Consider the following 6,824-nt stretch of genomic DNA (forward strand, 5'->3'; position numbering starts at 1 on the left):
TTGGCCATGGCGCTACCCAGCTTCTTGATTCTAGTCCTCGTGATTCGGGTCCGTGGGTACAGTTTGTCGCTTGCGGGCACTCTGTTTCTCCCGAGTTTTGATGTGCCGGGAGAATGACGGGATCTTGATTCAACACAGTTCAACATTGAACAGGCAGGATCATTTTCGCGCTGTAGATTTCGGTCATCAAGAGCAAACATGCGATGGACCGCAGTCCAAAGGCACCGCTCAACTCCCAAGAAGTGACCACCCTGCAGACCCTGAAGCAGGACCGCCCGAAGCGCGAGCTTTCGCGCTGCCATTACGATTTCATCCTGAAAAGGCTTATTGCCGAGGGCGAGGAGCTAACGCTTTCTCAAGCCGGCCAAGTACGCCTGGAAGCCGATAAGGCAACAAGCGGTAAGGAATCAGCCCCCGCCTGCGCATTGGGTGTGAGCGCAAGCGGGAGGGCGAGGGCGGCGGGGTGTGGGACCACGCCGCCCTCCACCTCGACTCCCGGGCCGCCGGCCGCCCTCCTAATGCAATGGCCGGCCTAATGCCTGCGCTAGTTCTCGCCCCGTAGGCGTCAAAGCAACACGACCGGAGTCGTCGCGCAAAGCGTAGAGACCAATAAGGCGGGACGCTGTTCGCTTTGGCACAAGTACGCGCGCGTGGCGCGCAATGTTCAATACTGCACACAGTCCGGCAACTGGACGACTATGACGCGCATTGGGTTCTCAGGAAGGGTGTACCCGATGACAAACACGTTAAGCGATCAGGCTATCGCTACCCGGGACCGCGCCAAATGGGCAAGGCGACTCGCGACCACCCTCACTGCCGCTGAGGATGCAGCGCGGCTGCTTCGTTACGCTGAGAAGCTTGAGGCCCAGGCGGTCGACCTGGATCGGCGCGCCATGGAAGGTGGCTAGCGCGGGGCGGAGGCGGCACCGGCCGCACTGCCTACTTTTGCAAGTTTGTCCTCGCCTTGCTTCGTTTCCGGGGTCTCAGTGGTTACCCCGAAAGGCTTCTTCAAACAGCCTGTCATCGAACGATGCACGCCAGTCAGCAAAACTTGCGCGGTGATTCGCGCGGCAGGATGACGACGAACTCCGTGCCAGGATTGTGGTGACGAATCTCGATCGTACCGTTCAACTGCGTCACGAACGAGGTGACGATCCGCATGCCGAGCCCTTTCGGTTGGGCGAGGTCGAAGCCCTGAGGCACCCCCGTGCCCTCGTCGCGCACGGAAATTGACAGCTTGTCCTCTCCAACACCGGCAATTCTAACCTGCACCCTTCCGCCCTGCTTGCCCCGGTAGGCGTGCTTGGCCGCGTTTGCAATCAGCTCGTTGACGACTAGTGCCGCCGAAATGGCGCGATCGGCAGAAAACTCCATCCCGTGCTGAGCCTCGGTGTGAATGATGCAGTGAGCCACGCTCGCGTCGAGGTCCTTACAGACGCCTTCGACGTATTTGCCAAGATCCATCCGATCAATATTGGCGCCCTGGAATAGCTGATCGTGAGCCCTGGCCACGGCCGACACGCGCTGCGCCGCCTCTTCCAGATGGAGCGTGAGAGTCGGATCGCCAATGTCGCGCGCCTGAAGCTGCAGCATGCTCGTGACGATCATCAGGCTGTTCTTCACCCGGTGGCCCATCTCCTTCAACAGCACCTGATGGCGTTCCAGCGCCGCTTCGAGGTTGCGAGCGTGGTGCTCGCGCTCGATCGCCATGCCGAGGATGTTGGCGGCGCCTTGCAAGAACGCGAGATCCTGCTCGACGAACTCGTCCTCCGAGCGGCTGTCGACCTCGAGCACCCCGAACGGCCGGCCGTCGCCCTGCAGGATGACGTTCATAGCGCGGTGGATGCCGTGCTGCGCTAGCATCTCGGGCGTGCGGAAGCGCTCCTCGTTCTCGAGATGGTTGGAGATCACCGGCTTGCCGGTGCGGAGCGCAAAGCCTGCCGGCGAGGCGAGATCGGCGCCGATGCTGGCCTTGCCGACGATTCCTTCGTCCCAGCCGACCCCGGCCCGGACCAGCAGCCGGTTCTCGGACGGGATGTATTCAAGCACCTTGCAGAACTCGGCCCGGAGCGCCTCGGCGGTGAGCCGGGCCGTTTCGGCCAGGAGCTTGTCGAAGTCGGCGCCTTGCAGGGCGGTCACGCCCAGCTCGGCGAGAATCTCCTGCTGGCGGATACGCTGGTGTAGAGCACGTAAAGTGAGGTCTGGAGCATCGCCTGCGGGACTAGCCTCCACAACGGGCGCGCCGCCTTCATTGTCGGGGCACATGCAGGAGGCCTAGCGGCTCGACGCGGTCACCACAACCCTTGATCAATCGTGGCCGTGAGAGCAGATCGCAATTTCGCGGCCACTGGACGAACGCCTTAGGCTGCCGGGAGGCTCGCTTTCTAACGCCTCCGCGAACTACTTCCCGCAGTCACGGCGGCACGAACGGCCCCCATCGGATGTGCCCAGTGGGCTTTGGCGGCTGAGTGGCCGACATGGCAGCTGGGCGTAGCGCGGGCAACCACGGCAAGCGGCGACGTTTCGAGAGCATGCCGCGCGATATGAACGATCCGACCGCCGCGATAAGCTCAATCCTAAGCGAGGCCGACGAACTCATTTGCCGGCAGATAAAGGAATCCCGCCTCATGGTTTCGCCTATCCTTGCCTTCGTGATGCCGGATAGGAAAGCTTCTTGCATACTAGCGTAAGCCCGGAAGTTCTGCGGTGGTTGGGCGAGGATCTGAAGAACGTCGCCGAGGTGATCATTGCCGCACCGAAGCTTTGCGGCAAGACGCACTGATTTTCATCGCACTCCAGCACACAGACTTGCGGTTGGGTTCACGCAGAACCGCCTCCGATGAGGGCGTTACTCACTGGAGCGCTGAGGGTCCAGAAGAGGATGTTTTTTGGGACGGGGCCTTGGAAGGTTGATCAAGGCTTGCGCCAGGTCGTAGCTTTCCTCCCGCCGCTCGCGGACCTTCGCCGCATTGCCAAGCTTGCGCCAGTGCGCGGCGGCAGCAAACAGAGTCGTTCGGCTGGCATCGTTCGTAGCAGTCGATGCCAACTGCTCGCACTTGGCCGCGTGTTGGAAGCAATCAAATGCTGATTTCATCGCGCCGGCCCCCGTTCACGAGCGGGAGAACGGGACATTCTTGGCGCAGATGCCACTGTCTCTCAGCCGTCGGCGCTCTCAAATTACGAGCCGACGATGCGCTATTTGTAGCAGGGCCGAGCTTTCTCATACGTTCACATTTGAACAAGTAAGTCCTAGTCACGGGCTCGTCACAAGGCGATTTTTCCCTAGTGATTAGCGTCGCTTCGCAATGTGCGGGGCGTCGCCGATGCGGTATCCGCGCCTTAGGCGCCGCGGCAACACATCTCCAGCCGCGTTGTGAAGCCGAATGCCGAGCTTATCCTGTCCAATAATGGACGTTCGACAATGAACATCCGTTTCCCTCGTCATTCCGCCCCAAAACGCCCAGGATCGTGCCAGGTGAGGGGCCGCATGACAGAGCGAGAAAAGTTAGAGCGAGAAATCTATGAATTGACCCAGATTCTCGGGGGGAGCCCTCAAAAGGCGTCTGGGCTACTGGTCTACGTCCGAATGGACAAGGCAGTATGCGGCGGGCGGTTGAGCTAGAGGCATGATCTCCTATGCTCAGTTGACCCCCGGTCGGGGCTGGCGGCCGCTTCGCGCCATGCTCTACTACGCGCAACGTCTCGGAGTGGCATCGCCCTTAGGCCACGTCCTCGCCAATGCGCTAGCTGCAGCTCTGAGCGTCAGGCATCCCGCTTCCGGTGAGTTGAAAGGCGATCCTATTCTCGAGCAATTGCAGCGCGACGGTTGCGCCGTCCTCCCTCCCTTGCTCTTGGATGAGCAAATCGCGGAGATGCTGGCTTTTCTCGCCGAGCGTGAGCCGGTCGGCAATGCGGCCCTGGCAGACTACAAGCTGACCGACGTGGTGAACTGCCCGCACGTGATGGAGTTGGCCAACCATCCCCCTATGCTGGCGCTCGCCGGCTCCTATCTTGGTTGCGCTCCGACAATCTCCACCGTCGGCATCCGCTGGTCCCGTCCCTCCGGCGAAACCGCGAACGTCCAGAACTTTCATCGCGACCCCGACGACTGGAAAATGGTGAAGTTCTTCACCTATCTGACGGATGTGGCGGAGGGCACCGGCCCGCACGTCTTCATCGCCGGCTCCCAACGTGAGAAGCCACCGCTCTTTGCACGTCGCTATTCAGATGAGGAAGTCGCTGACAAGTATGGTGAAAAGGCTTTTGTCACCATTGAAGGACGGCGGGGCACCATGTTTTTGGCAGACACCTCCGGCGTCCACAAAGGGGCGGCGGCGCGCAAAGCCCCGCGTCTCATGTTGGAGGTCGGCTATACGCTGTTGCCGGTCTTTGCCTTCGATTACCGTCCAGTAAAGTTGACACGGCAGCTTGCCGACCTTGATCCGTATATCAACCGCCTGATCGTGCGACCGCACGCCAACCCGAATGCACTCAGATCGACAAGCCCACGATACATGTCGGCGACGTGATGGGCCTTGTGGTGATCGGCTAGGACCTGCGTGGCGTTGGGGGACGCGATCCGGAGGCGGCTTCGCCTGAATGACGCTGCTGTCGTGAATTACGAATACGTGATGTCGAGAGCAATTTCGTTGAACTCGAAGCTATGCGGAACCTCAACGTCATCGCTTTGACGCGAGATAGACCTTGTCCATCCGGCTCCAGTGTCGCGAAGCACCTCAACAGCAAGCCAATACGGATCGCTATGTGGCGGGATCGAGCTCGCGACGGTTTCGCAGGGACCAGGGTGCAATTCGACCTTATTGATTTCTTGGATGGGAGAAACTTTGTTGGGCTTAAAAGCGCCCCAGGCGCGCACAATGTGCGGGCGCTCCGAGCGCCGCGTCACGGTCAGCGTTACACTCTTCTGGCTCTCGCCTACACGGACATAGGTGGGTTCCATCTTGGCCGTATTGTGCCCCAAGGAGCGCCATGGCGACGTTCAAAGTGGTACAGTGCGCCCGATTTGGGCCCTTAGGTTCACGGTCCGTTAGATTTCGAAACTCGGAAGTTTGGGCGTCGATACGCATTGTCGCTGGAAGACTAACGTTCACTATTGAACACCTGCCAAGCAACCAGTGACTATGACGGGCATTGCAGGTGGGAGACCGGTACCGGCTTTACGTTCCCAGGATTGGTGCCGGTCTCCCTGACTGCGTGGCGGGGGTGCAAGAGCAGAGCGGGGGCCAAGCTCTTGCGATCCAAGCAGCCGAACGTGAACGCCGATTGGAACCTGCGGTTGCCGCTGAGTTCCGTGGGCCAACGCCGCCCCAGCACATCGCGACCGCTTCAAGAAGCGCCATGATGTGCAATAGCGAACAGCGCGCACTCTGAAAGTCTCTAGTCTCGTGGCATCGCTGGCTTCAGCCCACATCGAGCGCCAACGCCAGAGAGAGCCCACGATGCACTCCCGCTCGCATTGAGCATCAACCGGCGGAGGCCGCCGTGGGCTGGCTGCGTTTGCTAACGGGAATGCGTAGCGGTTTGCGCGGCGGGAGAAGCAGTGGCGGCATGCTGCTCGTTATGATGGCATTGGCCGGTCTACTGACCCAAAAGCCTGTCAAGGGGAGCGACAGAAAACGCCAGTAGGGTAGGCACGAGGGCGCGGGTCGCGCGGTCGATGGGTTGCCGGAACCTCGGCCTGCTGCGGCGGTCCGCGAGTTCACCCAGATGGGCGCAGGGAACTCACGGCCGAGCTGGCGCGGCTAGTGTAGGCGCGGGCTGGGCTTGCTGGCCCTGGATGGGGGCTCGGGACGGCTCAGTGTTCGAGGGCGGCGACACCGGCGTCGAAGGCGAGGAGACCGTCGGCGGCGGGGGCGTGGCGCCGGGCTACATGGTCTCCGGCATGCGGCCGCCATTGCCGATCGAGCCTGGTGGTAGCTGCGCCAGTACTGGCGTTGCGACGATCACGGCGGCGAAAGCGAGGATGAAGGTGGTGTGCATGCATTGCATGCAGTGGGACCTCCTCATCGAGCTTTGCCCGGGCGAGGCGCGCTGTCATGCAATGTGGCAACCCGCCGAGCACCGAGTGCGGTGAGAACTAGGGCGCTGTCGCGGGGCTCCACGAGCGCCAAGAGCTTCAATCTCGTGAGGTAGTCGAGGCGCAATCCCGTTTGATCGAACCCAAAGGCGATTCGCTGAAGTGCACTTTCTTCGTTGGGACTGAGTTCGACGAGCAAGCCACGTTCCATGACGCCGCCTCCATCGTGTGGAGGCCAGCAAGGTCACCTCCAGCCCGGCAGCGCAAGGCTGTGCAAATATGAACAGTCGGGTGGTCTGCCGGGCGATTCAGCGTCGACCGTCGACCTTGCGGCCCGGAGCTCGCGCCGGTGTGATCGACGCTAGGGCGCCGGTGCCGGCCGAGCAGGCGATCGACGGTGGCCGGGTGGCGCTCGGTATCCTCGCGCTGGTCGAGCCGATAGTCTTCCATACCGCGCTCCGTGGTCGGATTGGTCACCGTGAGCCAGGCCTCCGCGCCGCACACCGAGCACGAGAAGCGCTTAATCCTGGAGTCGACGTCGCGCAGATTGTGCGGCCCGAGCTGTAGCAAGGCAAATCGGCGGCAGAGGTCGCAGCGCAGATAGAGCTGCCCGAAGGTCTTGCGGAGGACGCCGAAGCTGTAGGGCTTGCCAGGAAACGGCGACCATCGCCGCAGCCTACGCGTCGGCAGGCATCGGCGTTGCTGCGCGTGGCCGCGCGATGCGGTAGGTACTGCTGGCAAACGATAGTTTTGCGGCCCGTTGGCGGGGCAAGGTCGGCCTCAAGGG

The 6,824-nt window shown here is 61.7% G+C and carries 5 protein-coding genes; 2 read left to right on the forward strand and 3 right to left on the reverse strand.

Features of this window, described 5'->3' with window-relative positions; all coding sequences use genetic code 11:
* Positions 1-1,041 precede the first annotated feature (1,041 nt).
* Positions 1,042-2,265 (reverse strand): sensor histidine kinase, encoded by a 1,224-nt coding sequence (locus RSO01_RS45425; protein ID WP_147157232.1) that lies wholly within the window; start codon positions 2,263-2,265, stop codon positions 1,042-1,044.
* A 583-nt stretch (positions 2,266-2,848) separates the two neighbouring features.
* Complete coding sequence (locus RSO01_RS45430; protein ID WP_147157233.1) at positions 2,849-3,094, reverse strand: hypothetical protein; 246 nt, start codon at positions 3,092-3,094, stop codon at positions 2,849-2,851.
* Positions 3,095-3,626: 532 nt separating this feature from the next.
* Here RSO01_RS45430 and RSO01_RS45435 point away from each other — a divergent pair.
* Complete coding sequence (locus RSO01_RS45435; RefSeq protein WP_147157234.1) at positions 3,627-4,529, forward strand: phytanoyl-CoA dioxygenase family protein; 903 nt, start codon at positions 3,627-3,629, stop codon at positions 4,527-4,529.
* 89 nt (positions 4,530-4,618) lie between these two features.
* Here the strand turns inward: RSO01_RS45435 and RSO01_RS45440 are convergent, their stop codons facing one another.
* Positions 4,619-4,960 (reverse strand): hypothetical protein, encoded by a 342-nt coding sequence (locus RSO01_RS45440; protein WP_147157235.1) that lies wholly within the window; start codon positions 4,958-4,960, stop codon positions 4,619-4,621.
* A gap of 858 nt (positions 4,961-5,818) precedes the next feature.
* Here RSO01_RS45440 and RSO01_RS45445 point away from each other — a divergent pair.
* Positions 5,819-6,094, forward strand: coding sequence for a hypothetical protein (locus RSO01_RS45445; protein WP_147157236.1), 276 nt, complete (start codon positions 5,819-5,821; stop codon positions 6,092-6,094).
* The last annotated feature ends 730 nt before the right edge of the window (positions 6,095-6,824 follow it).

Origin of the sequence: Reyranella soli, from assembly GCF_007992495.1 — a bacterium.
Lineage (GTDB): Bacteria > Pseudomonadota > Alphaproteobacteria > Reyranellales > Reyranellaceae > Reyranella > Reyranella soli.

What these genes read in the sequence shown, in the direction of transcription:
- RSO01_RS45425 (WP_147157232.1), bottom strand. Translation starts at nt 2,265, where the DNA reads ATGTGCCCCGACAATGAAGGCGGCGCGCCCGTTGTGGAGGCTAGTCCC.
- RSO01_RS45430 (WP_147157233.1), bottom strand. Translation starts at nt 3,094, where the DNA reads ATGAAATCAGCATTTGATTGCTTCCAACACGCGGCCAAGTGCGAGCAG.
- RSO01_RS45435 (WP_147157234.1), top strand. Translation starts at nt 3,627, where the DNA reads ATGATCTCCTATGCTCAGTTGACCCCCGGTCGGGGCTGGCGGCCGCTT.
- RSO01_RS45440 (WP_147157235.1), bottom strand. Translation starts at nt 4,960, where the DNA reads ATGGAACCCACCTATGTCCGTGTAGGCGAGAGCCAGAAGAGTGTAACG.